Origin of the sequence: Actinomadura meyerae, assembly GCF_900188445.1 — a bacterium.
Taxonomy (GTDB): Bacteria; Actinomycetota; Actinomycetes; order Streptosporangiales; family Streptosporangiaceae; genus Spirillospora; species Spirillospora meyerae.
In genome coordinates, this window is sequence record NZ_FZOR01000013.1 from 90,105 (window position 1) to 116,419 (window position 26,315).

A 26,315-nucleotide genomic window follows, 5' to 3' on the forward strand; every position below is an offset into this window, starting at 1 on the left:
GAACACGGTGAATAGGATCATGCCCATGCTCCGTCCCGCGTACCCGATCGAGACCGAGCGGCTCACCCTGCGGCCGTTCCACGAGGGCGACCTGGAGGGCCTGTACGCCTACCAGTCCCTGCCGGAGGTGGCGCGGTTCCTGTACTGGGAGCCGCGGACCTTGGAGGAGTCGCGGTCGTTCCTGAAGCAGAAGATGGGCGCCTCGACCGTGGAGAAGGAGGGCGACTGGCTGGTCCTGGCGGTGGTGTGGCGCGAGACGGGCGACCTGATCGGCGAGGTCAACCTGCAGTGGCGCAGCCGTGAGCACCGGCAGGGCGAGATCGGCTACATCTTCAACCCGGCCTTCCACGGGCGGGGGTTCGCCACCGAGGCCGCCGAGGTCGTGCTGCGGCTGGGGTTCGAGGGCCTGGACCTGCACCGGGTGTGCGGGCGGCTGGACGGCCGCAACGCGGCGTCCGCGCGGGTGCTGGAGCGGCTGGGGATGCGCCGCGAGGCGCACCTGGTGCAGAACGAGATGGTCAAGGGCGAGTGGAGCGACGAGGTCGTGTACGCGATGCTGCGGCACGAGTGGGACGCCCGCGCCGGCCGCTGACGCGAGTGGACGGTGAGGCGGCGGGGGCGGTGAGGCGGCGGGGGGCGGCTCCGCGAGCGGTCACCGGTCGGCCTGCTCGGCCGGCATTCGGGCCATGCCGTCGAGCTGCCCGAGCTGCTGCTGGAGGTGCACGCCGGTCACCGCGTCGTCGTGGCCGACGAGCGTGGCCCTGCCGCTGCGGAGGTCGTGGCCGGCGCCGGGCGCGGCGAACTCCAGCAGCCGGGCGCCTTCGGTCTCGACCTCGGCGCGCTCGGTGGCGGTCAGCGGCCGGAACGGGTCGATCTCCAGAGTCGCCGACGCTTTGCCCCGGTGGAGTTTCCAGGCGCCCGTCACCTGCCCGTCCACCAGGAAGGTGGCGCGCATCCCGTTGCGTGTCATGACTCGTTTGCGGGCCTCCTCCGAGATCACGCGGGTGCGGACGGCGTGGGAGGCCAGCAGGTTGTCGTATTCGGGCAAAAAGCGAACCGGCGCGCGGGCGTCGGCGCCGGGGCGTGGCGCATTCGGCAGGTCGAACAGCTCCGTCCCGTGCTCGTCGCGGAAGACCGCCAGTTGCGGCCGGAGTCTCTCCAGGACGGGACGCAGCCGGGTTCGGCCGGCCCATGTCTGCACGTCGGTGACCGAGGCCGGGCCGAACGCGGCGAGGTAGCGCAGCACTATGTGTTCGGAGTCGGCGGCGGGGGCGGGCTCGGCCCCGGTCCAGCCGGCCGCCGTCGCGTACCGGGTGGTGCCGCCGACGCCCCAGACGGCGCGTGGCGGCACCTGGACTAGCGGCACGAGGTTGCGCACTACGGTGGCGAGCGCGCGGGGCTCGTGATCGGGCCACCGCTCGTGCAGCGCCGCCCTGAGCTCCTTGGGGGTGAGGTGCCGTGCGTCGAGCAGCGCCCGGCCCGACTTCGCCACGGCCACACGGTCCAGACCGGTCAGGGCCGTTCTGAACGCGGTGTCCAGCTCACGGTCGAGCGCGGGCTGCGCCCATGGCCGCAACGAGCGGTAGTCCGCCGTGGTGACCAGGTGGACGGTGCTCCGCATCAGCGCGACCCGCACCAGGCGGCGCTCAGTCAGCGCGTCCGCCAGGTCGGCGGTACCGAACTTCCGCAACCTGCTCCAGAGCCCGAAGTAGGGCGCGTACGGCGCCTGCGCCTGCATGCCGACCAGCCAGGTGACCGCCTCCTCGGCGGTCGCGTCGGCCCGTTCCAGCAGCCACTGACGGGCCAGCAGGGCTCTCCCCAACTCCCGTCGCCCCAGCACCTGTGCCACCGTGCCGTCCTCTCCGTCCACACGGCCGGGGCGGCGGATGCCGCCCCGGCCTCGTTGATCAGCCGCCGAAGTCGGCCCGGTGATCCGCGGCCCACCGGGCGTAGGTCCGTGCGGGGTGCCCGGTGATCTGCTCGATGACGTCGTTGACCGGCGCGGGCTTGCCGACCGCCTGCGCCATGAGAGCGAACAGCGCGGCCAGGAACTCGGGGTCCATGAACTGGCTCATCTGCTCCAGCACAGGCTCCGGGTCGAGGTCCTCGACGGTGAGCGGGCGCCCCAGCGTCTCGCCGAGGATGCGGACCTGCTGTGTCTGGGTCAGCGACTCGGGGCCGGTCAGGTCGTAGGCCCGCCCCGCGTGCCCGCCGCCGATCAGGATCTGCGTGGCCACCTCGGCGACATCCCTTTCGTGCACGGCGCTGAAGGCCGCTTCGGCGTACGGCGCGCGAATGACGTCACCGCCCTGGAGCTGCATCGCGAACGTCAACGAGTTGATGGCGGGGAAGAGCAGCCGCAGGAACGTCCACTCGGTTCCGGACGCCTCGACGGCCCGCTCGACGTCGCGGTGGTATTGGGCGATCACGTCGGGCTGCCGCTCGGCGCCCGGGACGACCGCCCCCGAGGACAGGAACACCAGCCGCCGCACCCCGGCTCGGCCCGCGGCCGCCAGCAGCGGAGCGACATCCATCCCGTACTGCAGAACCAGGAAGGCGGCCTCGACGCCGGCCAGCGCCGCCGGCAGCGTCTCGGGCTTGGTCAGATCACCCCGGACCACGTCGACTTCCTCCGGGAGCCCGGCCCGCTCCGGCGTACGGGTCAGCGCCCGCACCGGGGCACCCGCGGCGACCAACTCCTCTACCGCCTGACGTCCGAAGTGAGCCGTGGCACCGATGACGAGATACATGGGGGGTTTCCCTTCGTGCGAATACATGGGGGGTCTGAGCGGGTCCGTCGGCAACCGGCGGCGGATCAGCGAACCTTGTCGAAGAACTGCCGGATGTCGTCGACGAGCAGGTCGGGGGCGTCGTGCGCGGCGAAGTGGCTGCCCCGGTCATAGACGTTCCAGGACAGGATGTTCTTGTGGTCGCGGTCGGCGAACGGCCGGATGGACTGGAAGTCCCAGGCGAAGTTGGCCAGGCCGAGGGGCACGGTGGTCGGCTCGGGCACGGAGGTGCCCCGGCCGTTCGACTTCTGCTGTACGGGGGCCGCCGCCGCGTCCTCGTAGTAGAACCGGGCGGCTGAGGCGGCCGTGTTGGTCAGCCAGTAGATCATCACGTTCGTGAGTACGAAATCCTGGTCGAGCGAAGCGCCGAGCAGCTGCGCGTGCCAGCCCAGCAGGCCGGCCGGGGAGTCGGCCAGGGCGTGCGCCAGATTCTGCGGCTCGGTGGACTGGAGCTTGTCGTACGCGCCCCGGTTCTGGGTGAACCACTCGGCGAACGCGAGCTTGCCGCGCTCCTCCTCGGACAGACCGGCCAGCTCGGCGGGGTCACCCGACGGGAACGAGAAGACCTGCGTCACGTGCACGCCGCAGACGCGCTCGGGGTCGACCCGGCCCACCTCGGGCGAGATCAGCGACCCGCCGTCGTTGCCGGCCGCGCCGTACCGGCCGTATCCGAGCCGACGCATCAGCTCGGCCCAGGCCCGGGCCACCCGGTACCGGTCCCAGCCACGCTCCCGGGTCGGCCCGGAGAAGCCGAAGCCCGGCACCGACGGAATGACCAGGTGGAACGCGTCCGCCGGGTCGCCGCCGTGGGCCCGCGGGTCGGTGAGCGGGCCGATCACGTCCAGCCACTCGACCACCGAGGTCGGCCAGCCGTGGGTCAGGATCAGCGGCGTCGCGTTCGGCTCCGGCGACCGCACGTGCAGGAAGTGAATGTTCTGGCCGTCGATCTCAGTGGTGAACTGCGGGTACGCGTTCAGCTTCGCCTCCCAGGCCCGCCAGTCGTAGCCGGTGCGCCACCGCTCGACCAGCTGCTTGACGTAGCCCACCGGGACGCCGTACTCCCAGCCGGGCGGCACCGGGCCGGCCGGCGCCGACTCGCCCGCGGGCAGTTCCTCCGCCCACCGGGTCCGCGCCAGCCGCTGCTGGAGATCGTCGAGGTCGGCCTGGGGGATGTCGATCCAGAACGGGGCGATCGTGCTGTCGTTCGTCATGGTCGTCAGCGTAAGATCCATTTAGGCAAGATCCGTTCCTAATGCTCTGGCAGACTCCGAGGAATGTTGGAAACCTCGGCGCGGCTGCTGCGCCTGCTGTCGCTGCTCCAGACGCCCCGCGAGTGGACCGGCGCCGAACTGGCCGAACGGCTGTCGGTCAGCACCCGCACCGTCCGCAACGACGTGGAACGCCTGCGAAACCTCGGCTATCCGGTGCACGGCAACCGAGGCGCGGTGGGCGGCTACCGGCTCGGTGCCGGGGCCGCGCTGCCGCCGCTGCTGCTCGACGATGAAGAGGCGGTCGCGGTGGCGATCGGACTGCGCACCGCCGCCGGGGGCACGATCACCGGAGTCGAGGAGACCTCGCTGCGCGCGCTGGCCAAACTGGAGCAGGTGCTACCGACCCGGCTCCGGCGCCGTGTGAACGCCCTCCAGCGGTACGCCGTCGCGGTACCGCGGGACGACCCGGGCCCACGGGTGGACGCGGACACGCTGAGCGCCCTCGCCGCCGCCTGCCGGGATCACGAGCGCCTGCGATTCGACTACCGAAGCCACGACGGCTCCGAGAGCCGGCGCGAGGTGGAACCATACCGGCTGGTCAACTGGGGACGTCGGTGGTACCTCGTCGGGTTCGACGTCGAGCGGGCCGGCTGGCGGACGTTCCGGGTGGACCAGCTCCACCCACGCACCCCGACGGGTCCCCGGTTCACCCCCCGCGATCTCCCCGAGGAGGCCATCGACCAGGTACGCCGGGGCGTGTCGTCGGCTGCCTGGCGATACCGGGCCCAGGTCGTCGTGCACGTACCAGCCGAACAGCTCGCCGAACGAATCAACGCCGCCATCGGCACGATCACGCCGGTCGACGACACCCGCTGCCTGCTGGACACCGGCGCGGACAGCATCGAGGCGCTCGCCGTTCACCTCGGCCTGCTCGGCCTCGACTTCACCGTGACCCAACCCGCGGAACTCGTCGAACTCGTGCGTGCACTCGCCGACCGCTACCACCGCGCCACCGAGCCACGGCCGCAGGACACCTGAGCCACGCGGACGAGGCCGCCCCGCCGCGGCTCCCGCCTCCATTGCCTCCATGCGGTTGCGCATCCGCTCATCGGCTACTTGGAGTGCGTTGCCAGCGGTGTGGAGCGGCGATGAACCTGGCGGGGCCGGGCGCCGCGGCGCTGGCCGCGCTGCCGGCCGAAGCGGCGGGATGACTCACTTGTGCACAGCGCCGCGCGGATTCTTTGTCACACCGACATGTAGATCATTTCGGCGGGGGCGAGGACACTCTCCCGCAGTCGCGCGGCCGTCGGGGGTCGGGCCTGATCCGCGAGGTGAGCAGATGACACCTTCCGTCCGCCGTCGGCCCCACCGGATCCACTGGCGGCGCTCCCTGGCGTCCGGCGCCATCGGCGCCGTCCTCGTCGCCGGGATCGGCGCGGCGGGCGCGGTCCCCGCGCAGGCCCGGATCCCGGCGCAGGCGCTCGCGGGACCGTCGGCCAAGGCCGACGACGGCGCGCGCATCACCGCGGAGAAGAAGATCGGCACCCGCGAGGTCGACATCACCATCGACTCCCCCGCGCTGGGCCAGTCGGTGAAGACCCGGATCCTGCTGCCCAAGAACTGGACGCGGGACTCGACGGCGACGTGGCCGATCCTGTACGCCTTCCACGGCGGGCAGGACGACTACACCTCCTGGACCAGGAACACCGACATCGAGGCGTGGGCGGCCAAGTACAACGTCATCGTGGTGATGCCCGAGGGCGCGAACGGCTCCTACACCGACTGGTACAACTACGGCATGGGCGGGACGCCCCGGTGGGAGACCTTCCACACCGCCGAGGTGCGCCAGCTGATGGAGCGCAACTACCACGCGGGGGCGCTGCGCGCGGCGATCGGGAACTCCTCGGGCGGCGCGGGCGCGATGTCGTACGCGGCGCGGCACCCGGGGATGTTCAAGTACGCGGCGTCGCTGAGCGGGATCCTGTCGATGCGGTCGATCGGGATGCCGGCGATGCTGATGTTCACCAACGCCGGCAACGGGCAGGACCCGTTCGCGATCTGGGGCATCCCGTGGCTGGACGACGCCAACTGGGCGGCGCACGACCCGTACTCGCTGGCGGGCAAGCTGCGCGGCACCCAGCTGTTCTTCTCGGCGGGCACGACCGGCCGCCCGGGTCCCGGGGACCCGGACGTGGCGCCGTGGGACATCGGCCTGCTGAGCGAGATCGCGGTGGGCGCCAACAACAAGGACTTCCGCAAGCGGCTGGACGAGCTGAAGATCCCCTACACCGCGCACATCTACGGCGACGGGCGGCACAACTGGCCGGCGTGGGTGCGCGAGTCGCGGTCGGTCTGGCCGGCGATGATGAAGGCGATCGGCGCGCGCCAGGCGTGACGCGCGCCTGAGCGAGGGTTTCCCGGGCCCGGTGCGTGGGCGGCGGTCGCCGTCCCGCACCGGGCCCGCCGGTTCTCCCGGCGGTTCGGCTCCCGGCCGGGTCCGTGCGGTGGGTGCGGGCCGTCAGTAGCTCAGGCCGTGCCCGAACGGGTAGAGGACGGTCGCGGGGTCGTCGCGGTCGGGGATGGCGACGGGCAGCCGCCCGCGCGGGTCGGTCTCCCCGAAGAGCGCCTTGGCGGCCGACCGCAGCGCTTCGGCGGTGTAGGAGTAGGTGGCCAGGTAGGTGGGGGCCTCGGGGAACCAGGCGATGTCGTAGGGGTCGCGGACGGCGATGACGACGACGGGGGTGCCGGTGGCCAGGAGGGCCTTGACGAGGTTCATCTGCCCGGGGCCGTTGTGGCCGGGTTCGTCCTTGATGTCCCAGGCGCGGTTGGTGACGGCGACGACGAGGTCGCGGCCGCGGGCGGCGGCGACGGCCTGGTCGATCTGCGCGGGTCCGGGGTTGATCCCGGTCTCGCGGACGGTGCTGGTGGCGCCGCGGCGGGCGAGTTCGGTGCCGAGCGCGGCGGTGGTGGAGACGCCCCATCCGGTGACCAGGACGTCGCGGGCGCCGGGACGCAGCGGCAGGGCGCCGGCGTCGTCGCGGACCAGGGTGGTGGTGCGGTCGGCGGCGCGCTGGGCGGCGGCCAGGTGCGCGGGCGTCCCGACGCGCCGGGCGATCTTCGATTCGTCGGCGTAGGGGTCGCGGAACAGGCCGCGGCGGCGTTTGAGGTCCAGGACGCGGTAGACGGACTCGTCGATGCGCCGCTCGGTGAGCTCGCCGGACTCGACGGCGGCGACGACGGCGGCGAGCTGGCGGGGGAACACGCCCTGGCCCTGCTCGTCCAGCGGCGGTTTGAGCAGGACGTCGGCGCCGGCCTTGAGGGCGAGGACGGGGATGTTCTCGTCGCCGTACTTGTCGCGGACGCCCTGCATGTCGAGGGCGTCGGTGACGATGAGGCCGCGGTAGTGCAGGCGGTCGCGCAGGATGCCGGTGAGGATGGGCCGCGACAGGGTGGCGGGGTCGCCGGAGGGGTCCAGTGACGGCACGACGATGTGCGCGGTCATGATCGCCTCGACGCCGTGCCGGATCGCGGCGCGGAACGGGGGCGCGTCCAGGCGCTCCCATTCGGCGCGGGTGTGGTCGATGTGGGGGACGCCGGTGTGGGAGTCGGTGGTGGTGTCGCCGTGGCCGGGGAAGTGCTTGGCGGTCGCGGTGACGCCCGCGGACCGGTAGCCGCCGATCTGGGCGGTGACCATGTCCGACACCAGGGCGGGGTCGGAGCCGAAGGACCGGACGCCGATGACGGGGTTGGCGGGGTTGACGTTGACGTCGGCGTCGGGCGCGTAGTCCTGGTTGATGCCGACGGCGCGCAGTTCGCGTCCGGTGATGGCGGCGAGGGCGCGGGCGTCGCCGGTGCGGCGCCCGGCGGCCAGCGCCATCGCGCCGGGCGACTGGGTGGCGGGCGGCTGGAGGCGGGCGACGATGCCGCCCTCCTGGTCGGTGGCGATGGTGGCGGGGATGCGGTGGGGCTGGGCCGCGGCGGCGCGCTGGATGCCGTTGGAGAACGCGGCGACCTGCGCGGGGCCGGTGACGTTCTCGCCGTAGTAGATGAATCCGCCGGGGCGGTAGCGGGCGACGACCTGGGCGGCGTTGTCGACTCCGTAGAGCCGGCGGTTGGCGGCGACGGCGGCGGGGTCGTCGGTGGTGGCGCCGGTGCCGTGGATCTGCAGGACGAACAGCTGCGCGACCTTGTCCTGAAGGGACATCGACCGCATGATCCGCAGCAGTGCGGGGTCCTTCCCTCCCGGTGCGGCCCGCCCGGCCTTCCCGGTGGCCTGCGCGGAGGCCGCGGGGAGGCAGGTGAGGCCGGTCGCGGTGAGCGTCGCGGCGGTGAGCCCGGCGAGCCACCGGCGGCGGCGCGTGCGGGGACGGTACATGACGGCTCCCTCCCGCCCCCGAGCTGCTTGATGATCAAGGTCTTCCTGGCACGGTAGACCGGGCGGGCGGCGCCGTCCACGGCAATGGTCGACGATCCGCACCAGGTTCGGGTAAAGGACGCCGGGCCCGGCCGGGGCGGGTTCAGTTGCGGCGCATCCACCGCCACCAGCGTCCGGCGGGGGCGTCGGGTTTGGTCAGGGGGTGCTCCTCGACGTCGTAGCGGCGGACGTAGGCGGAGGCGAACGCCTGGAGGCTGGCGCCGAGCGGGATGGCCAGCAGCACTCCGACGGGTCCGGCGACGGCGGCGCCGGCGAGGATGAGGCCGAACGCGACGGCGGGGTGCATGTCCAGGGTCTTGGCGGTGATGCGCGGCTGCAGCAGGTAGTTCTCCAGCTGCTGGTAGCCGAGGATGAACAGCAGCAGCCACAGCGCGGTGGCGGGCGAGGCGGTGAGCGCGATCAGGACGGGCACCGCGCCGGCGAGGTAGGTGCCGATGGCGGGGATGAACTGCGACACCACGCCGACCCACAGCGCGAGCGTGGCGGCGTAGGGGACGCCGAGCCCGGCCATGGCGGCGTAGTGGGCGATGCCGGAGATGAGGGCGAGCAGCCCGCGGGAGTAGATGTAGCCGCCGGTCTTGTCGACGGCGATCTCCCAGGCGCGCAGGACCTCGCGCTGGCGGTGCGGCGGGAGCAGGGAGCAGACCGTCCGGCGGAACTGGGGTCCTTCGGCCGACAGGTAGAAGCTGAACAGCAGCACGCCGAGGGCGTTGAAGACGACGCCGAAGGCGGTGGTGCCGACGCCCCACACGTTCCCGGCCAGGTCGGTGATGTGCCGTGACAGGGTGTCGGTGACGGTGGGGAGCCGCTGGAACAGGGTCCGCTGGGACAGGTTCGTCCCGAAGGTGGAGTTCACCCATCCGATGACGTCCTGGACGTAGCCGGGGAACCCGTCGATGAGGTGGGCGGCCTGGGTGGCCAGCAGCGACCCGATGCCGCCGACGAACCCGGCGAGCAGCACCCCGACGACGACGAACATCGCGCCGGTCGCCAGGCCGCGCCGCCATCCGCGGCGGGCCAGCCAGTTCACGGCCGGTTCGATCGCGAACGCCAGGAACAGCGAGATCAGCAGGAGCAGCAGCAGCTCGCGCAGCCGCTGCAGCAGCCACAGCCCGGCCAGGAACGCCAGCACGGTCGCTCCGGCCAGCGCGAACGCCTTGGGCAGCCACGGCGGCATCCGCTGCCCGCCGGGGCGCCCGTCCGCGTCCGGGCCTCCCCCGGCCGGGCCGCCCGGACCGGCGGGCGGCCCGGCCGGCGGGGCGGCGGGCTGCGCGTCGGGCGGGATGTCGGCGGGCGCGTCGGCCGGCGGGTCGCCGGGCGGCGGGCCGGGCGTCTGCGGCATTCCCGCACGTTAACGGCATCCGATCGGGCATTGCGGTCGTCCTGCCCCGCACCGGGGCCAGTCTTTGCCGGGATTTCGCGCTCCGCACGCCCCTGCGCCCCGCTCCGCCGCGCCGGAGGGGCGTGCGGGCACCGGCCGGCACGATGAGGCAGGATGCCCGGGTATGGGCGAGGTGTTCACGCATCGGCTGCGGGTGCGGTACAGCGAGTGCGACCAGCAGGGCGTGGTGTTCAACGGCCACTACCTCTTCTACTACGACGTGGCGCTGACGGAGCTGTGGCGGGCGCTGGTCGGCGACTACGGGCAGATGGTGGGCGACGGCTACGACCTGGTGGTGGCCGAGGCGCGGATCCGGTACCGGGAGGGCGCCCGGTTCGACGAGCTGCTGGAGGTGTCGATGCCGGTGGCGCACCTGGGGACGACCAGCATGATCGTGCGCCCGGTGTTCCGGGTGGGCGAGCGCCTCATCGCCGACGGGGAGGTGCGGCACGTGTTCATCGACCCGGCGTCCAAGGGCAAGCGGGAGATGCCGGAGATGGTCAGGTCGGCGCTGACCCCCTACCTGGACGGGACGGGCCGGCCGCCCGGCACGCCCGGGGCCTGACTCCGGGGCGCGGCGCGCGCGGTGGGCGCGCCGGCGCTCACTTTCCGGCGGGCGGCTTCCCGCCCGCGTCACCGCCGCCGCTCTCGCCGCCCGTGCCGGGGGTATCGCCGGTGGGGTCGGGCCCTGCCGGGTCGGGCCCGGTGGGGTCGGGCCCGGTGGGGTCGGGCGGGGCGGCGGCGTATCCGCCGAGGCCGTGTTCGAGCAGGTCGAAGGCGCGGGCGGCGGCGGCGTAGACGTCGTCGCGCATCTCCGCCGGGGTCTCCCCCGCGGCGCGGCGGTCGGCGATCTGCTCGACCAGCGTGGTCCGCACGGCGAAGATCATCGCGGCGGCGGCGTGGGGGGCGATGTCGTCGGGGCCGGCGCCGGTGTCCTCGGCGATGCGGGCGGCGAGCCGGTCCTTGGCTCGGCGGCCGATCTCGCGCTGGCGGGCCCGCAGGGCGGGGCTGGCGCGGACGGTGCGGTGCCAGGCGTCCGATCCCTCGGCGAGGCCGGTGAGGTGGCCGCGGGCGTCGAGGTCCTCGAAGAACCGGCGGCGGAACACCGCGGCGGCGCTCTCGCCGGGGCGGCGGGCCTGGAAGTCGCGGGCGGGGGCCTCGACGGCCTCGTCCTGGCGGTCGAAGAACAGGTCCTCTTTGGTGCGGAAGTAGTTGAAGACGGTGTTGACCGACACGTCGGCGGCGCGGGCGACGTCGGCGATGGTGACCTCGTCGAAGCCGCGCTGCAGGAACAGGCCGGTGGCGATGTCGGAGATGCGGCGCCGCGTCTCGCGCTTCTTGCGTTCCCGCAGCCCCGGTCCGGGCGCGCCGAGCTCCTCACCCATGCCCGGAATCCTACCTTCACTGGAGTGACCGAAAACTTGGTGTCACTGCAAAATTGGGGTTACGCTACCCGGGTCGTCGAAGAGGAGGCACACATCGTGATCGAGGCGCGCGGGCTGGCCCGCACCTTCACCGGCCGGCACGGGACCGTCGAGGCGGTCCGCGGCGTGGACCTGTCGGTCGCGCCCGGCGAGATCGTCGGGTTCCTCGGCCCCAACGGCGCCGGGAAGACCACCACGCTGCGGATGCTGACGACGCTGCTGGCCCCGACCGCCGGCACCGCGACCGTCGCCGGCCGCGACCTGCGCGGCGACCCGGCGGGCGTCCGGCGCCGCATCGGCTACGTCGCGCAGGGCGGCGGCACCGACCCCGCCGTCCCGGCCGCCGAGGAGCTGGACCTGCAGGCCCGCCTGTACGGGGTGCCGGACCGCGCCGCGCGGATCGCCGAGCTGTGCGCCCGCCTGGACCTGGCCGACCCGCGGGAGCCGGCGGGGTCGCTGTCGGGCGGGCAGCGCCGCCGCCTGGACATCGCCCTCGGGCTGGTGCACCGCCCGCCGCTGCTGTTCCTGGACGAGCCCACCACCGGCCTGGACCCCAAGAGCCGCGGCGAGCTGTGGGACCACATCCGCGCCATGCGCGCCGGCGAGGGCACCACGGTGTTCCTCAGCACCCACTACCTGGAGGAGGCCGACGCGCTGTGCGACCGGCTCCTGATCATCGACCGGGGCCGCATCGTCGCCGCGGGCACGCCCGCCGAGCTCAAGCGCCGCGTCGCCGGCGACGTCGTCACCCTGGAGCCCGCAGCCACGGCCGGATGCGAGCGCGTCCGCGCGGCGCTGGCGTCCCATCCGGGCGTCCGCGAGGCCGCGGTCTCCGGCGGCCGGGTCCGGCTCACCCTCGAGGACGGCGAGAAGGCCCTGATGCCGCTGATCCGCGCGCTGGACGGCGCCGGCGTCGAGCTGGCGTCGATGAGCGTGGCCCGCCCCACCCTCGACGACGTGTTCCGCGCCGTCACCGGCCGCGCCCTGCGCGACGCCGCCGCCTGACCCCCGCCCCCGCCACCCGCTTCCCCCGTTCCCCGTTTCCTCGTTAGGCGTCCGACAAGGAGCTCCGCCATGCCGCTTCCTCCCTCTCAACCGGTCCCGCCGACCCCGGCCGCGTCCCCGGAAGGCCCGCCCGTGCCCGCGGCGGACGCGCGCGAGCCGTTCGCGCGGATCGTGTCCGACACCCGGCTGGTGTTCCTGCGGTACGCGCGGCAGACGCTGCGCAGCAAGGTCGCGGTGGTGTTCGGCGCGGTGCAGCCGCTGCTGTACCTGGTGCTGTTCGGGCCGCTGCTGTCGGACCTGGCGGACGTGCGCGGGTTCGGCGGCGGTGACGCCTGGCAGGTGTTCGTGCCGGGGATCCTGGTCCAGCTGGCGCTGTTCGGTGCCGGATTCGTCGGGTTCGGGCTGCTGGCGGAGATGCGGTCGGGGGTGGTGGAGCGGCTGCGGGTCACCCCGGTCAGCCGAACCGCGCTGCTGCTGGGCCGCGTCCTGCGCGACACCGCCGTCATCGCGGTGCAGGGGGTGCTGCTGGTCGCGGCCGGGCTCGCGCTGGGGCTGCGCGCCCCCGCCGCCGGGATCGCCGCGGGGCTACTGTTCACGGTGGCGCTCGCGGTCAGCGTCGCGTCCTTGTCGTACGTGCTGGCGATGCGGACCCGCACCGAGGACGCGTTCGCGCCGCTGCTGTCGTCGGTGACGCTGCCGCTGATGCTGCTGTCGGGGATCCTGCTGCCGATGGGCCTGGCACCGGGCTGGCTGGACGCGGTGTCGCGGTTCACGCCCTTCCGGTACGTGGTGGACGGGGCCCGCGCGGCGTTCCTGGGCGACTACGCCAGTGCGGCCGTCGCCGAGGGCGCGGCGGTCACGGCGGCGCTGCTGGCGGTGTCGGTGGCGCTGGGCGTCCGCCGGTTCCGCACCGAGAACCCCTGACACCGGAAGCCTCCGAAGGCGCCGGGGTCAGCGGTCCAGGGCGGGCTCGCCGAGGGCGCGGCCGCGGCGACCCGTCCCCGTTCCCGCCCCCGCCGCCGGTGGGGGCGGGTCGCCGGGGCGGGCGGGCGCGGCGCGCTGGGCGAGGTAGGCGCCGGTCAGCACGATCGCGCCGCCGGCCAGCTGCGCCGGGGTGAGGCGCTCGCCGAGCACGGCCCAGGCGATGAGCGCGGCGGCGACGGCCTCGGTGTAGCAGATCGCCGCGCCGACCTGCGCCGACAGCCGCTGCAGCCCGGCCACGCCGGTCAGGTAGGCCAGCACGGTGCTGACCAGCGCGATCCAGGCGACCAGGGTCCAGCCGGGCGCGGTGTGCCCGGCGACGGGCACCGGCGCGGCCAGCACCTCCCACGGCAGCGCCCAGGGCGCCGCCAGCACGCCGAGGGCGGCCGCGGCGACGGCGCTGCCGGCGGAGGTGATGACCAGCGGGTCCACGCTGCCGGTGAACCGGTCGACGATGAGGAAGTAGCAGGCCTGGCAGGCGGCGGCGCCGGCCCCGGCGGCCAGCCCGACCGGGTCCAGCGACAGGCCCGTCCACACCTGCACGACCAGGGCGAGCCCGGCCATGGCGACCGCGACGCCGGCGGCGGCCGTGCGGCGCACGGGGACCCGGCGGACCAGCCGCAGCCACGCGAGCACGATCAGGGGGCCGCTGAACTCCAGCAGGATCGCCACCCCGACCGGCAGCCGCGACGCGGCCACGAAGTAGAACGCCTGGCAGCCGGCGACGCCGGTCAGCCCGTACAGCACCAAAGGGCGCAGGTGTGGCCGCAGGTCGCGCAGCGCGGCGCGGCGCAGCAGGGCGGCGAGCGGGAGCAGCACCAGCGCGGCGGCGGCGATCCGCAGCCACACCGCCTGCAGCGGACCGAGCCCGGCCTCGATGAGGGCCTTGCCGAACGGCCCGGACGCACCGAAGCACACCGACGACAGCAGCGCCAGCGTCAGCCCCGCCGCCCGGGTCCCCGCCGCGCCGCCGGTCCCGGCCGCCGTGCCCGCCGTCATGGTCGCCGCCCTCTCCGCCGCCCCGTCCGATCGCCCGCCCGCCCGGTTTCCCGGTCGCCCGGTTTCCCGGTCGCCCGTGCGGCGTGCCGCGCCGGCCCCGCGCGCGACGGGTTCATGAGCATCCTGCCAGAACAGTCCTTACATGCCGAGGGGGATACCGGGCCGTGATTCCCGCGATGCCGGACGGTCCGCACCGGGCGACTACTATTCGCCGGATGAGCTGGCAGGCGGCCGGGGCGGGGCCCGGCGGAACCGGAGGCGGTCCGAGCGGCGACCTGTTCGCCTCGGTCGAGGGCAACGTGCGCGAGCTGGTGGCCTCGCCGTGGTGGCAGACCGCCCAGCCCGCCGACCGGGCGGCCCAGGTCGCCGCGCGGATGCTGTGGGGCGCCGGCGAATGGTGGCTGTACGGGGCGTGGGGCCGCTGGTACCGGTGCGGCCTGGACGGCACCTGGCACCCCTGCCCGCCGCCGGCGGCGTTCGAGGACCGCCGCGTCGCGGTGCCGGCGCCGCAGGGCGCGGGGACCCCGCCGGTCCCGCCGCAGCTGTTCCCGACCGGCCCGGACCTGGCGGCGGGGCGGGTGGCCTCGCCGGGGTTCCTCGGGCCGGTGCCCGACACCGCCGTGGTGGCGCGGATCTCCCAGGCGCTGACCACGGCGCTGGCGGTGAACCCGCAGCAGTTCGCCAACCGCGACCCGATGTTCCAGCCGGGCACGCCCAGCACGGTCGCCGCGGCGTGGGGGGCGCTGCTGTGGTGCGCGGGGTCGCCGGTCGCGCTGACCGAGCATCCGCTGATCGAGTCGTTCATCCCGTTCCTGACCACCTCCGCCGACCGGCTGCACTGGATGATGCCGCCGGACTTCGCCACCCTGGCGGGCTACTACATCCACCGGCTCGGCGCGGGCGACGGCGGCGGCGCCGCCCATGTCGCCCGCGTCATGTACGAGGTCGCCGCGGGCCTGCAGGCCGACCCGCGGTTCCGGCCGGGCGCCGACGCGCTGGCGGCGGTGACGGCGGCGTCGCTGCGGATGGTCGGGCAGGACATGGCGACCGTCCGGTACGGGCCCGACGCCGTCCTGCAGGAGTGGCGGCGCCGCTGCCCCGCCGAGTACGCCACGCCGATGCTGCGCGACACCGCGCCCGGGGAGTACCTGCGGCTGGCCCTGTACGACCTGCAGCAGATCGTCGCGGGGCTGACCGGGCCGCGCCCGTCGGCGCCGGGCCGCGGCCACGACGAGGTCCGCCGGGCGGGGATCGCGGTGCTGGCCGCCGACCTGCAGGCGGCGCCGGGCGCGGTGCCGGCGCTGCAGCGGTGGCTGGACCCCGACAGCGTCCGGACGCTGCAGACGGTGCTGTCGGATCCGGCGAGCCCGCTGCGGGAGCTGTGGCCGCGCGAGGGGCGGCTGCCCGAGGCGCTGCGCGGCGACGACGCCGACGCGCTGGCCGCGCTGCTGGCCACCACCTACGCGCTCGGGCTGACGTGGTGCCGGCTGGCGCAGGTCGCGCCGCCGGCGACGGGGTTCGCGGTGCCGCAGGCGGTCGCGGCGGAGCTGACGTCCCCGGCGATGCACACCCCGCCGTCCACCGACGAGCTGTCGGCGTGGGACATCATCAAGGCCGCCCGCGCCCACATGGCCGCCGAGCGCGCCGGGTCGGGCGCCGACCAGCCGGTCGCGCCGGTGCCCGAGCCGACCCAGGACGCGCCGGGCCCGCCGCCCGCGGTGGCGCCCGCCCCTCCCCCGGCCGCCCCCGAACCACCCCCCGCGCCCGCGCCGTCGCCCTCGCCGGAGGCGGCGCAGCCGCCGCAGCCGTCGCCTCCGGCCGATCCGTTCGCGTCGGACGCGCCGCCCCCGCGGATCCCGCCGCCTCCGGCGCCCGCCCCCGAACCGCCGCCCGCCCCCGCGCCGGAGCGGGCGGCTGACCCGGTGCCGCCGCCGCGGCCGGCGGAGCAGACGACCGCCGACGCGGCGGGGGACGCCGCGGCCGGTGCGGCGGGCGGTGCGGCGGGCGGCCGGCCGCCCGCGCAGGTGCAGTACCCGCCGCCGGCGCCGGATCCGGTGTGGCCGTCGGAGCCGCAGCGCACGCAGCTGGACACCGACGCGTTCAAGACCCAGCTCGACCCGGGCCCGGCGTGGCCGGGCGCGGCCGCGCCGCCCCCGCCGCCCGTCCCGCCGCCTGTCGAGCCGCCGGCCGCGTCACCGTCTCCGCCGGCGCCGCCGCCCGTGTCTCCGCCGGCGCCGGCGATGCCGGAGCCGGCGCGGCCCGCGGATCTGCCGCCGCCTCCCGCGCCGGTGCCCGAGCCGCCGCCCCCGCCGCCCGCCCCGGCGGTCCCCGATCCCGAGCCGCGGGTCGCCGAGGCGTACGGGATCCGGTTCCTGTGCGGCGCCGACGACATCGAGCGCGTGGTCACCGAGGTGCGGCGGCGCGGCAAGTGGGCGCGGCGGCTGCGCGGGCAGGAGGTGTCGAGCGCGTCGGCGCCGGCGCTGCTGCTGATCGGCGCGCCGTCCAGCGGGCAGCGCCGGCTGGCCCGGATGGCGGCGCGCGCGCTGGCGGAGGTCGAGGCGTCCAGCGGCGAGGTCCACTCCGTGCACGCCGAGGACCTGCGCGAGCACGGCCCCGACGGGCTGCGCGCCGCGCTGGAGGACCACTCGGGCCACGTGCTGCTGCTGGACGGCCTGGACGGCCTGATCCTGGACGAGGCCGACGGCGCCGCGTACGCGTCGGTGCTGTACCGGGCGCGGCTGGAGGGCGTCAACGACACCGCGCTGCTGGGCACGTGCGAGCCGGACCGGGTCGGGGAGCTGTCGGCGGCGGCGCCGGAGCTCACCGCCGACCTGCGGGCGGTGCGGCTGCCGGACCTGTCGTCGGCGGCGGCGCGGTCGGCGCTGGTGGGGCTGCTGGCCGAGGAGCGCAGCCTGCGGCTGGGCGCGGACGCGTGGGCGGTGGTGAACCGCGAGGTGGGGTCGCTGCGGCCGCGTGGGCGGCTGACCGGCGCCCGGCTGGTGGAGTCCTACCTGGACCGGGCGGCGACGCGGCATCTGGGCAGCGCGGCGGCGACGCAGGCGATCGGGAGCGCGCTGTCGCTGACGGCGTCCGACTTCGCGGGCCTGGCGGCGGAGCTGTAAGGGCTCCCTCCCCCGCCGTCGGCGCGTCCGCCGGCGGGGGTGCCCGGCGGGGGGTGTCGGGCGGGGGGTGTCGGGCGGGGGCGAAAGCGGCCGGTTCCGCCGCGGGGTAAGGGTTTTGGGTCCCCCCGGGGCGGCGGAACCGCCGGTCGCGCGGGTGACGATGGTGGGCGTGGATCGCGTTGACCGGCTGCTGGCGCTCGTGGCCGAGCTGCGGGCGGCCTCGCCCGAGCCGGTGGACCCGGCGGTCCTCGCGGCGCGGCTGGAGGTCAGTGAGCGGACCGTCCGCCGCGATCTGGAGCTGCTGGCGCACGGCGGGCTGCCGGTGCGGGCGGGCCGGGGCCGCGGCTACGCGCTGCCGGCGGAGCCGGAGCCCGCGCCGCTGGGCGAGGCGGGGTCGCTGACCGCGCCGGTGCGCGGGACGCTCGCCGAGGCGGTCCGCACGCGCCGGGTGGTGCGGCTGGCCTACACCGGCCGGTCGGGGGCCCGCAGTTTCCGGGACGTGGAGGCGCACGGCCTGGTGATCGCCCCCTACGGGGAGTACCTGGTGGGGTGGTGCCGGTTGCGGGACGGGCCGCGGACGTTCCGGCTGGACCGGATCGGCGCGGCGTTCCTGTCGGGGCGGGGCGCGCGGGACCGTGATCTGGACGGTCTGCTGGCGGCGCTGCGGCTGCCGGTGCCGCGCCCGGCGGAGGCGTCGGGGCCGCCGGGGGCGGGGCCGCGGGGGCCGGCGGACGCGGCGCGTGCGCGGGCGTGGACGCTGGACCGGCTGGAGCATGTGCGGTCGCGGCTGCGGGACGCGGCGGCCGAGGTCCGCGCCCCCGGACGGGCCCCCGGACGGAGTGCGAGCGGGGGTGCGGGGGCGGCGGCGCTGCGCGGTGCGCTGGGGCATCTGGCGGAGTGGTGCCGGTGGCAGGTGGCGGCGGTCCGGTCGGCGGCGACGGGTGAGGAGCCGGTCCTGGCGGGGCGGCGCCCGGACTTCCCGGCGGTGTTCGGGCGGGACCTGCCGTTCGAGGCGCGGGAGCGGCTGATCCAGGACGCGATGGCGCCGCGGTCGCTGGGCGAGCTGGTGCGCGACCTGGAGGAGGTGCTGGCGTCGGCGGGGCACTGGGCGGCGGGGTGCGACGACGCGCTGTGGGAGGGCGAGCTGCCCGATCCGCGCCCGTACGGGCCGCCGGGTCCGCCGCGTCCGCTGGCGGACCTGCTGGCGGGCTGGCGGGGGCCGCTGGCGCACGTGGAGTGGCATCTGGACCGCCTCACCGACGAGCCGCCGCCCCCGCCGGGGGGCGGCGGGGAAGAGGAGGCGTGGGTCGTCGACCGCTGCCCCCTGCAGGCGTGACCCGGCTCGTCAGGGTGCGGTGGCGGGCGTGCCGGGTGCCGGTGGTGCGGTGCGGCGGGTGAACCAGACGGTCTTGCCGGGCGGGCTGGGGCGGGCGCCGTGGTCGGTGGCGAGGGCGGCGACCAGGAGCAGGCCGCGGCCGGCCTCGGCCCAGTCCAGGACGGGCGGGGGCGCGGCGGGTCCGGTGGGCGCGGCGGGGTCGGCGTCGCTGACCTCGGCGGTGAGCAGCGGGCCGGCGGGGCCGGCGTCCAGGCGCAGGGCGAGGTGGACGGGTCCGGTGCCGTGCACGACGGCGTTGGTGACCAGCTCGCCGACCATCAGGACGATGTCGGCGGTGTCGTCGGGGTCGGTGACGTGCCAGCCGCGCAGGGTCCGGGCGGTGAGGTCGCGGGCGCGGGCGGCGGCGCGGGGCTGGGCGGGCAGGTCCCACGCGGCCGCCGCGGGGCCCGCGCCGCCGGGGGCGGTGTCGCTTTGGCCGCGTCCGGGCGGGGTGTGGGCTTGCGGGCTGTGGGCTTGCGGGGTGCGGGCGGGTGGAGTGCCGGGTGCTGCGGTGCCGGGCCGTGCGGTCCCCGTGCTGGTCATGGTGGTGTCCCCCGTGCTGTGCGGCTTGTGCGGTGTTGCGGCTTGTGGGTGCGGTCATAGTCAGGGACGCGTCCGCGGGCGGGGCGGTGCACCGGCGTAGACAACCCTCACTCCGGGGTGAGGTGGACGCGGCTCGGGGGTGGCGGTGGCGGAGGCACGGGCCGGGAGCCGTTACAGTGGAGGGGTCGGTGTGGCATGTGTCCCCCGGGCTCTACCTGATGCCTTCGGGGAATACCGCCGGTCCCATGCGGTCCGGGCTGGAGCTTCGTTGTGCCTTTCGCCGTGAGGCGACCTCCACACCGGCTTGAACGCCGAGGCCCCGGCGAGTTCGATCTCGCCGGGGCCTCGGCGTTCGCGTGTCCACAGGCGGGGTGGGCGGGGGGAATAGGTGTCACAGGCGGGGTGGGCGGGAGAAGGGTGTTACAGGACGGCGGCGGCGATGCCGGCGCCCGCGGCCGCCAGGACGATGATGACGGCGGCGGCGGCGAGGACGATGGTGCGGGTCCGCCGCCCGCGGGGGGTGCCGTGGCGGGCGAGCCGCTGGGCCAGCCGCGGGTCGTCCTCGCTCAGGCGGACCTCGATCTGGGTGAGGATCCGCTGCTCCTCCATCGACAGCGCCATGCTTCAAACCTCCGGGGGGTGATCCAGATGCCTGGTTCCTCCCCAGAGATCATGATCATTATCCCTTCGGGGCGGTGGCCGTTGCGCCGCGCCCGGGGGCGCTCTCGCGGTGGAGGCGGTCCAGGGCGGTGACGTAGTAGGTGTAGGCGCGGCCGGGCTCGGCGGCCGGGTCGACGATGCCGCCGCCGCGGACGGCGGCGACGAGGGTGCGGGGGTCGACGGGGGCGCAGCCGGGGCGGGTGCCCTCGACGCGGTAGACGGCGTAGGAGGCGGCGCCGTCGGAGGGCTGCCAGGTGACGCGGACGCCCTTGCGGTCGGGGGCGGCGGCGGTGCCGCGGACGGGCGGCGGCGCGGCCGGGGCCTTCTGGCCGCCTCCGGTGCCGGTCTTGCCGCCGCCGTCGCCGGTTCCGGCGCGCGGTGACAGGGGCGGGACGGCGGGGCGGGCGTAGTGGTCGTCGCGGAGCCGGGCGGCGAATCCGCGGCGGTTGGCGGCGATGTCGGAGGCGCTGAAGAACACGTCGCCGCGGACCTGCGGGTACTTGGCGTTCAGGGTGAGGTGGCGCGACATCTCCGCGGGGTCCTTCCAGGCGCTGTCGGCGCCGACGCGGTAGGCGCCCTGCCCGATGGTCAGCTGCACGCCGGTGCCCTTGACCTGGCCGGCCCACCAGGCGACGAGGTCGGCGTAGTCGGCGCGGGGGTCGCCGATCGGCCAGTACAGCTGCGGGGTGATGTAGTCGAGCCACCCCTTCTTGATCCATTTGCGGGTGTCGGCGTAGATGTCGTCGTAGCTCTGCAGGGCGCGGGTGGGCGATCCGGCGGGGTCGGTGCTCTTGTTGCGCCAGACGCCGAAGGGGCTGATGCCGAACTGGACCCAGGGCTTGGCGTCGTGGATCTGGCGGGACAGGGACTGCACGAGGGTGTCGACGTTCTCGCGGCGCCAGTCGGCGCGCTTCTTGCCCTTGCCGTAGGCCTTGTAGGCGGCGTCGTCGGGGAAGTCGCCGCCCTCGGGGTAGGGGTAGAAGTAGTCGTCGAAGTGGACGGCGTCGATGTCGTACTTGCGCACGACGTCCATGACGGCGTTGGCGGCCAGGTCGCGGACCTGCGGCAGGCCCGGGTCGTACCACAGCCCGGTCCCGTACTTGCGGACCCAGTCGGGGTGCCGGCGGGCGGGGCTCTTGGGGTGCAGCTTGGCGACGTCGTCCTGCCGCGACACGCGGTAGGGGTTGAACCAGGCGTGGAACTCCAGGTTGCGGGCGTGGGCCTCCTTGAGCATGAACGCCAGGACGTCGTAGCCGGGGTCCTTGCCCTGGGTGCCGGTGATCCACTGCGACCACGGCTCGTAGGGGGAGTCGTAGAAGGCGTCGGAGTTCGGGCGGATCTGCACGAACACCGCGTTCATGTTCATCGCGGTGGCGGTGTCGAGCAGGTCGATGAACTGCTTCTTCTGCGCGGCGGCGGAGCCGCCGGCGTCCTTGGGCCAGTCGATGCCGCCGACGGTGGCGATCCACATGGCGCGCAGCTGCCGGTGCGCGGAGTCGCCGGGCGCGGGGACGCGGGGGCACTCGGCGGCCGCGCCGGGCGGCGGGACCGATCCGCTCCCGCCCTCGCGGTCGCCGAAGGCGGGGATGCCGCAGGCGGCCAGGGCGCCCGCCGACACTCCCGCCGCGATCGCCGCCGCCACTGCCCGGATCCTGGTTCGCCATGCCATAGCGGCCCATTGTTACGCACCCGTTGCGATGCTCGGGCCAGAACCACGATGTCCGCGTCATGCCTCGCCGTCCCGTTTTGTCCGGCCATCGCCTTGCGATCTTCGAACACCCGTTCCATACTGGCCGGACGCGCTGATCGCTCACCTGTTCGAACAGCGCCTCGGAGGATGCGGGGGGATGCGGTGCGCTGGGACCATCTGCGGCTGGACGCCGCAGCCGCCACCACGGACGCCGGCCCCGGTACCGGCGGGCCGCGGGCGGCGCAGGCGCCGCTGATCGAGCGGGGCGCCGTCGCGCGGACGATCGACACGCCGGGCTTCCGCGGCATGACCTTCTACGAGGTCCAGGCCCGCACCGTCATCAACCGGGTCCCGGAGGCCTCCCGCGTCCCGTTCCGCTGGACGATCAACCCCTACCGGGGCTGCTCCCATGCCTGTATCTACTGTTTTGCCCGCAAAACTCACGAGTATCTCGATTTGGATGCGGGTGCGGACTTCGACTCGCGGATCGTGGTGAAGGTCAACGCCGCCGAACGCGTCCGCGCGGAACTGGCCGCGCCGCGGTGGCGGGGCGAGCCCATCGCCATGGGCACCAACGTCGACTGCTACCAGCGCGCCGAGGGCCGCTACCGGCTCATGCCGGGCATCCTGGCCGCGCTCACCGACGCCGCCAACCCCTTCTCCATCCTGACCAAGGGCACGCTGATCCTGCGCGACCTGCCGCTGCTGCGCGAGGCCGCCTCCCGCACCCGCGTCGGCACGGCGGTGTCGGTCGGCACCGTCGACACCGACCTGTGGCGGCTGACCGAGCCGGGCACCCCGCCGCCGCGCCGCCGGCTGGAGACCTGCGCCGCGCTCAACGACGCGGGCGTCGACTGCTCGGTCCTGATGGGACCGGTCCTGCCCTACCTGTCGGACTCCCCCGCCCAGCTGGCCGGCGCCGTCCGGCAGATCGCCGACGCCGGCGCGACCTCGGTGTCGGCGATCACGCTGCACCTGCGGCCCGGCGCCCGCGAGTGGTTCCTGGCGTGGCTGCGCGAGCACCGCCCCGACCTGGTCGTCCCCTACGCCCGCCTGTACCGCGGCGGCGCCTACGCCCCCCGCGACTACCAGGAGGCGATCTCCCGCCGCGTCCGCGACCTGGCCGCCGAGTACGGCATCGGCCGCCGCGCGCGGCACCGCCCCGCCCCCGCCCCGCAGGCCCCGCGTCCGCAGCAGCTCACCCTCCTGTGACCCGCCCGCCCCGGGCGGCGCCCCCGGGCCCGGTCACGGGTGCGGGTCGCGGGTTCAGTCGTGGTCGGGGGTGAGTTCGACGGGTTCGGCGATGACGTCGACCATCGCGCCGTTGCGCAGGACCGTGACGGGCAGCGGGCGGCCGATCGCGTCGGCGAACATCAGCTTCTGCAGCGACTGGGCGTGCGAGACCGGCGCGCCGCCGGCGGTCAGGACCAGGTCGCCGCGGCGCAGCCCGGCCCGGTCGGCGGGGCTGCCCGGCACGACCTCGGCGACGCGCAGCGCGGCGTCCTGCCCGGTCCGCTCGCGCAGCCGCGCCGGGACGGGGACGGGCGCGGCGGCCAGGCCGAGGAACGCGCGCCGGACCCGCCCGTCGCGCATCAGCGCCGCGATGATCCGGCGGGTCGTGGCGTTGACCGGGACGGCCAGCCCGAGCCCGATCCCGGCGACGGCGGTGCTGACCCCGACGACCCGCCCGGCCGAGTCGGCCAGGGCGCCGCCGGAGTTGCCGGGGTTGAGCGCGGCGTCGGTCTGGATGACGTCCTCGATGACGCCGCGGACCGCGGTGCCGCCCCGGGTGGGCTGCGAGGCCGGCAGCGACCGCCCGAGGGCCGAGACCACCCCGGCGGTGACCGACCCGGCCAGCCCGAGCGGGTTGCCGACCGCGACGACCAGCTGCCCGACGACCAGCGCGTCGGCGTCGCCGAGGACGGCGGGGTCGGGGACGGGCCCGTCGGCGCGGACCACGGCCAGGTCCGACAGCGGGTCGGTGCCGACCACGGTGAAGTCGGCGGTGTCGCCGCCGGCGAACGCGGCCTGCCCGCCGCGGGCGCCGCCGACCACGTGGGCGTTGGTCAGCAGGAACCCGTCGCCGGTGAACGCCACCGCCGACCCGCCGCCCTCGCCGCGGCGGCCGCGGACGCGCAGCGCCGCCACGCGCGGGGTCAGCTCGCGGGCCACGGCCGACACGACGCGGGAGTAGGCGTCCAGGGGCCCGGCGGCCGGCCCGGACTCGGGGCCGCCGGCGGGTTCGGGTTCGGGGTCGGGTGCGGGGCCGGTCGGGGGTTCGGTCTGCTCCATGGCAACCTCCCGGATGATTACATCGTTACACGGTAACCATCCGGGGGGAAGGGGTGTTCCCTCCGCGGGCCGCGCCGCCTACCGGAGCGTCGACAGGCCCCCGTCGACGTGGACGACCTGCCCCGTGACGTAGGACGCGCGGTCCGACAGCAGGAACACCGCCACCTCCGAGACCTCCCACGCGCTGCCCTGCCGCCCCATCGGGATCAGCCGCGCGACCCGGTCGCGGCCCTCATGGCCCGCCGAGGCGTCCCGGCCCATCACCGTGTCGATCAGCCCCGGCGCCACCACGTTCGCGCGGACCCCGCGCGGCGCGCCCTCGGCGGCGATGTGCCGCACCAGGCCCGCCAGCCCCGCCTTGGACGCGTCGTAGGACGGCGACCGCGACCCCGGCTTGGTCCCCGCCAGCGACCCGATGAACACCAGCGACCCGCCCGCCTCCAGCGCCGGCATCGCCGCCTTGCCCACCAGGAACGGCGCCCGCAGGTTCACCTGCATCACCCGCTCCCAGTCGGCCAGCGCCGTGCCCGCCAGCCCGTAACCGATCCCGATCCCGGCGTTGAACACCACGCCGTCCAGCCCGCCGAGGCCCTCGGCCGCCTGCGCGACCACCCGGTCGCACGACGCCGGATCGGCCACGTCGGCGACCACCGTGCACGCCGTCCCGCCCGCCTCGGCGACCAGCGCCGCCGTCTGGCCCGCGGCGCCCTCGTCCAGGTCCGCGCACGCCACCGCCGCGCCCTCCCGGGCCGCGGTCACCGCGATCGCGCGGCCGTTGCCGACCGGCGCCGCGGGATCGCCGCTCGGGCGCGTCCCCGCGCCGACGACCAGGATCCGGCGCCCCGGCAGCAGGCCGCCGGGCGAAGCAGGCTCGGGCATGACCGGCACCGTAGCCCACACCGCCCCATCACGCCCACCCCTCGCACGCGCACGGGCCCGCCCGCACCGGCGCGCGCGGGCGGTGCGGCGGCGGCTAGGGTTTCGGGCATGGGAATCGCCGAACCCGCACAGCCGGTGGTCGTCGACCGCGCCGACGGGGCCGGCGGCGAACTGGTCCTGCGCCGCGCCGGAGCCGACTACGAGATCATCAGCAACGGCGTGTTCCTCATGGACACCCGCAACGGCGAGTCCGAGCGGCTGCTGGTCCGCACCGCCATCGACGGCCTCGACGCCCCCGTGCGGCTGCTCATCGGCGGGCTCGGCGTCGGCTTCTCCCTCGCCGAGGCCCTCACCCTGCCCGCCGTCGACCACGTCACCGTCGTCGAGCGCGAACCCGCCGTCATCGCCTGGCACGGCACCGCACTGGCCCCCTGGTCCGGCGGCGCGCTCACCGACCCCCGCGTCACCGTCCGCAACGCCGACCTCCTCGACGTCGTCGCCGACCCCGCCGCCGGCCGCTTCGACGCCCTGTGCCTGGACATCGACAACGGCCCCGACTGGACCGTCACCCCCGGCAACGCCCGCCTCTACGCCCCCACCGGCCTGGACCTGCTCGCCCGCATGCTCACCCCGCGCGGCGTCCTGGCGGTGTGGAGCGCCGGCGCCGCCCCCGCGTTCGAGTCGCTGCTGCGCGACCGGTTCGCCCGCGTCGAGGCCCGGGCGGTGCCTGTGCCGCGCGGCGAACCCGACGTCGTGTACCTGGCGGCCCGCCCGGCGCACGCGCGGTGACCCGAGGGTCCGGAGCGTCCGACAAACTCCGGCCGCTCGTTTCTGTAGCCCGCGCTGTTCGTCCCGGAAAGACCATTCGCTAGGTTTCGGCCTGACAAAACCTTTTTGGGAGGATCTGTGGCTACTGCCCACGCAGCCCAGCGGCGCCCCGCCGTCCTGGGCGACCTGCTGCCCGGAGCCCTGGCCCGCGACACCGCCCTCGTCCTCGGCGCCGCCGTCCTCACCGGCATCGCCGCGCAGATCGCGGTCCCGCTGCCCGGTACCCCCGTCCCCGTCACCGGGCAGACCTTCGCGGTGCTCCTCGCCGGCGCCGCCCTCGGCCCCGGCCGCGCCGCCCTCGGCATGCTGGTCTACCTGCTCGCCGGCCTCGCCGGCGTCCCCTGGTTCACCGACGGCGGCTCGGGCGCCGGCTTCGCCAGCTTCGGCTACATCCTCGGCTTCATCGTCGCCGGCGCCGCCGTCGGGCACCTCGCCCGCCGCGGCGGCGACCGCACCCCGCTGCGCACCATCGGGACCATGCTCGCCGGAACCGCCATCATGTACGCCGCCGGCGTCCCCTACCTGATGGCCTACCTGCACGTCGACCTCGCCAAGGCACTCGACCTCGGCGTCACGCCCTTCCTGGCCGGCGACGCCCTGAAGATCCTGCTCGCCGCCGGGCTGCTGCCCGCCGCCTGGAAGCTCACCGGCACCGCGAACCGCCGCTGACCCACCCGGGCGCACACAGCCCAGGCCCAGGC

The 26,315-nt window shown here is 75.4% G+C and carries 23 protein-coding genes; 11 read left to right on the top strand and 12 right to left on the bottom strand.

Annotation, left to right across the window (positions count from 1 at the left end; translation table 11 throughout):
• The first annotated feature begins 25 nt into the window (after window positions 1-25).
• Window positions 26-592 (top strand): GNAT family N-acetyltransferase, encoded by a 567-nt coding sequence (locus CHF16_RS15760; RefSeq protein ID WP_089326778.1) that lies wholly within the window; start codon window positions 26-28, stop codon window positions 590-592.
• A 60-nt stretch (window positions 593-652) separates the two neighbouring features.
• Here the strand turns inward: CHF16_RS15760 and CHF16_RS15765 are convergent, their stop codons facing one another.
• The 3 genes from CHF16_RS15765 to CHF16_RS15775 form a co-directional block, all read right to left on the bottom strand.
• The gene (locus CHF16_RS15765) at window positions 653-1,849 is read right to left on the bottom strand and encodes a winged helix DNA-binding domain-containing protein (RefSeq protein ID WP_245868569.1); all 1,197 of its coding nucleotides are present in this window, start codon (window positions 1,847-1,849) and stop codon (window positions 653-655) included.
• A gap of 58 nt (window positions 1,850-1,907) precedes the next feature.
• A complete protein-coding gene (locus tag CHF16_RS15770) occupies window positions 1,908-2,750 on the bottom strand; it encodes an NAD(P)H-binding protein (protein WP_089326779.1) in 843 nt (280 codons plus the stop codon).
• Between the two features lie 65 nt (window positions 2,751-2,815).
• Window positions 2,816-4,000 carry an epoxide hydrolase family protein gene (locus tag CHF16_RS15775; RefSeq protein WP_089326780.1) on the bottom strand — a complete coding sequence of 395 codons (1,185 nt, stop codon included), beginning with the start codon at window positions 3,998-4,000 and terminating at the stop codon, window positions 2,816-2,818.
• 63 nt (window positions 4,001-4,063) lie between these two features.
• Here CHF16_RS15775 and CHF16_RS15780 point away from each other — a divergent pair, with 63 nt between their 5' ends.
• Both CHF16_RS15780 and CHF16_RS15785 read left to right on the top strand, forming a co-directional pair.
• Window positions 4,064-5,038, top strand: coding sequence for a helix-turn-helix transcriptional regulator (locus CHF16_RS15780; RefSeq protein WP_089326781.1), 975 nt, complete (start codon window positions 4,064-4,066; stop codon window positions 5,036-5,038).
• Window positions 5,039-5,339: 301 nt separating this feature from the next.
• Window positions 5,340-6,395: an alpha/beta hydrolase gene (locus CHF16_RS15785; RefSeq protein ID WP_089326782.1), complete on the top strand. Its 1,056-nt coding sequence runs from the start codon at window positions 5,340-5,342 to the stop codon at window positions 6,393-6,395.
• A gap of 123 nt (window positions 6,396-6,518) precedes the next feature.
• On the opposite strand, the gene CHF16_RS15790 is transcribed toward CHF16_RS15785, so the two are convergent.
• Window positions 6,519-8,375 carry a glycoside hydrolase family 3 protein gene (locus tag CHF16_RS15790; protein WP_089326783.1) on the bottom strand — a complete coding sequence of 619 codons (1,857 nt, stop codon included), beginning with the start codon at window positions 8,373-8,375 and terminating at the stop codon, window positions 6,519-6,521.
• A gap of 142 nt (window positions 8,376-8,517) precedes the next feature.
• Window positions 8,518-9,777, bottom strand: coding sequence for an AI-2E family transporter (locus tag CHF16_RS15795; RefSeq protein ID WP_089326784.1), 1,260 nt, complete (start codon window positions 9,775-9,777; stop codon window positions 8,518-8,520).
• A 163-nt stretch (window positions 9,778-9,940) separates the two neighbouring features.
• On the opposite strand from CHF16_RS15795, the gene CHF16_RS15800 reads away from it, so the two are divergent.
• Window positions 9,941-10,381 carry an acyl-CoA thioesterase gene (locus CHF16_RS15800; protein WP_089326785.1) on the top strand — a complete coding sequence of 147 codons (441 nt, stop codon included), beginning with the start codon at window positions 9,941-9,943 and terminating at the stop codon, window positions 10,379-10,381.
• A gap of 37 nt (window positions 10,382-10,418) precedes the next feature.
• Here CHF16_RS15800 and CHF16_RS15805 read toward each other — a convergent pair whose 3' ends face one another.
• Entirely contained in the window at window positions 10,419-11,201 is a 783-nt protein-coding gene (locus tag CHF16_RS15805) for a TetR/AcrR family transcriptional regulator (protein WP_089326786.1), read from the bottom strand.
• Window positions 11,202-11,297: 96 nt separating this feature from the next.
• Here CHF16_RS15805 and CHF16_RS15810 point away from each other — a divergent pair, with 96 nt between their 5' ends.
• Together CHF16_RS15810 and CHF16_RS15815 are read left to right on the top strand one after the other, a co-directional pair.
• On the top strand, window positions 11,298-12,245 hold the full coding sequence (locus tag CHF16_RS15810) for an ATP-binding cassette domain-containing protein (protein WP_089326787.1): 948 nt from the start codon (window positions 11,298-11,300) through the stop codon (window positions 12,243-12,245).
• Between the two features lie 69 nt (window positions 12,246-12,314).
• Window positions 12,315-13,169 carry an ABC transporter permease gene (locus CHF16_RS15815; RefSeq protein ID WP_089326788.1) on the top strand — a complete coding sequence of 285 codons (855 nt, stop codon included), beginning with the start codon at window positions 12,315-12,317 and terminating at the stop codon, window positions 13,167-13,169.
• Window positions 13,170-13,196: 27 nt separating this feature from the next.
• Here the strand turns inward: CHF16_RS15815 and CHF16_RS15820 are convergent, their stop codons facing one another.
• Window positions 13,197-14,225: an EamA family transporter gene (locus tag CHF16_RS15820; RefSeq protein WP_089326789.1), complete on the bottom strand. Its 1,029-nt coding sequence runs from the start codon at window positions 14,223-14,225 to the stop codon at window positions 13,197-13,199.
• A 215-nt stretch (window positions 14,226-14,440) separates the two neighbouring features.
• Between CHF16_RS15820 and CHF16_RS40295 the strand changes: the two genes are divergently transcribed.
• The gene (locus tag CHF16_RS40295; protein WP_089326790.1) at window positions 14,441-17,347 is read left to right on the top strand and encodes a hypothetical protein; all 2,907 of its coding nucleotides are present in this window, start codon (window positions 14,441-14,443) and stop codon (window positions 17,345-17,347) included.
• 169 nt (window positions 17,348-17,516) lie between these two features.
• Complete coding sequence (locus CHF16_RS40890; RefSeq protein ID WP_218826687.1) at window positions 17,517-18,683, top strand: helix-turn-helix transcriptional regulator; 1,167 nt, start codon at window positions 17,517-17,519, stop codon at window positions 18,681-18,683.
• A 9-nt stretch (window positions 18,684-18,692) separates the two neighbouring features.
• Here CHF16_RS40890 and CHF16_RS15835 read toward each other — a convergent pair whose 3' ends face one another.
• From CHF16_RS15835 to CHF16_RS15845, 3 genes are all read right to left on the bottom strand, one after another.
• Complete coding sequence (locus CHF16_RS15835; protein WP_089326791.1) at window positions 18,693-19,265, bottom strand: ATP-binding protein; 573 nt, start codon at window positions 19,263-19,265, stop codon at window positions 18,693-18,695.
• A gap of 420 nt (window positions 19,266-19,685) precedes the next feature.
• Complete coding sequence (locus CHF16_RS41860; RefSeq protein WP_089326792.1) at window positions 19,686-19,886, bottom strand: DUF3040 domain-containing protein; 201 nt, start codon at window positions 19,884-19,886, stop codon at window positions 19,686-19,688.
• A gap of 58 nt (window positions 19,887-19,944) precedes the next feature.
• Entirely contained in the window at window positions 19,945-21,567 is a 1,623-nt protein-coding gene (locus CHF16_RS15845; RefSeq protein ID WP_245868571.1) for a glycoside hydrolase family 10-like protein, read from the bottom strand.
• Window positions 21,568-21,777: 210 nt separating this feature from the next.
• On the opposite strand from CHF16_RS15845, the gene CHF16_RS15850 reads away from it, so the two are divergent.
• Entirely contained in the window at window positions 21,778-22,827 is a 1,050-nt protein-coding gene (locus CHF16_RS15850) for an Rv2578c family radical SAM protein (RefSeq protein ID WP_245868574.1), read from the top strand.
• Window positions 22,828-22,881: 54 nt separating this feature from the next.
• On the opposite strand, the gene CHF16_RS15855 is transcribed toward CHF16_RS15850, so the two are convergent.
• Together CHF16_RS15855 and CHF16_RS15860 are read right to left on the bottom strand one after the other, a co-directional pair.
• Window positions 22,882-23,907 (bottom strand): S1C family serine protease, encoded by a 1,026-nt coding sequence (locus CHF16_RS15855; protein ID WP_089326794.1) that lies wholly within the window; start codon window positions 23,905-23,907, stop codon window positions 22,882-22,884.
• 78 nt (window positions 23,908-23,985) lie between these two features.
• The gene (locus CHF16_RS15860) at window positions 23,986-24,786 is read right to left on the bottom strand and encodes an SDR family NAD(P)-dependent oxidoreductase (protein ID WP_245868577.1); all 801 of its coding nucleotides are present in this window, start codon (window positions 24,784-24,786) and stop codon (window positions 23,986-23,988) included.
• 108 nt (window positions 24,787-24,894) lie between these two features.
• Here CHF16_RS15860 and CHF16_RS15865 point away from each other — a divergent pair, with 108 nt between their 5' ends.
• Entirely contained in the window at window positions 24,895-25,575 is a 681-nt protein-coding gene (locus tag CHF16_RS15865) for a spermine/spermidine synthase domain-containing protein (protein ID WP_089326796.1), read from the top strand.
• A 117-nt stretch (window positions 25,576-25,692) separates the two neighbouring features.
• Window positions 25,693-26,283, top strand: a complete 591-nt coding sequence (locus CHF16_RS15870; RefSeq protein ID WP_089326797.1) for a biotin transporter BioY — start codon at window positions 25,693-25,695, stop codon at window positions 26,281-26,283.
• The last annotated feature ends 32 nt before the right edge of the window (window positions 26,284-26,315 follow it).